This is a genomic window from Mesorhizobium sp. M7A.F.Ca.CA.003.01.2.1 (assembly GCF_003998945.1).
Taxonomy (GTDB): domain Bacteria; phylum Pseudomonadota; class Alphaproteobacteria; order Rhizobiales; family Rhizobiaceae; genus Mesorhizobium; species Mesorhizobium ciceri.
On sequence record NZ_RZRA01001545.1, the window covers coordinates 1 to 652 of the forward strand.

Here is a 652-nt window from a genome sequence, read left to right on the forward strand (position 1 = left end):
AGATAGGCGCGGCCGATTTCGTCGCGTGCCGCCCAGTCGCCGGAGGACATGAGATCCTCGACGCCGGCGCCGTATGTGCCCGGCGAGGTGCCGAAGATGCGCGGGCTGATCTTGCCGTCGGCGCGGGTTTTGGCCGCGAGCGGGTTTTCCGAATCGTCCTCGTCGCGCGCGGCAACCGCGTTGGCTGCGGCATCGATCAGCGCGATCTGGGTCGGGAACATGTCGCGGAACAGGCCTGATATGCGCCATGTGACATCGACGCGTGGCCTTCCGAGCGTGGCCGGCGGCAGCACTTCGATGCCGGTGATGCGGCCGGTGGCCAAATCCCATTGCGGCCGGCAGCCCATCAGCGCCAGGCCTTGAGCGATCTCCTCGCCGCCGGTGCGCAGCGATGCCGAGCCCCAGAGATCGATGACTAGCGAGCGTGGCCAGTCGCCATGCGACTGCATGTAGCCGCGCACGACTTCCTCCGCCGCTGCCCTGCCCAGATCATAGGCGGTCGGCGTCGGCATGGTGCGCGGGTCCGAGGTGAACAAATTGCGGCCGGTAGGCAAGACGTCCGAGCGGCCGCGCGCAGGCGCGCCGGCCGGCCCAGCCTTGACGTGGCGGCCATCGAGCGCGGCGATGAGCGCCGTCTTCTCGGCTTCAGCAC

General features: G+C 69.2%; 1 protein-coding gene. It reads right to left on the reverse strand.

What is annotated here, in order from left to right; all coding sequences use genetic code 11:
• Window positions 1-652 (reverse strand): cobaltochelatase subunit CobN (locus EN969_RS34085; RefSeq protein ID WP_206525366.1); only part of this gene is annotated, 652 nt, incomplete at both ends.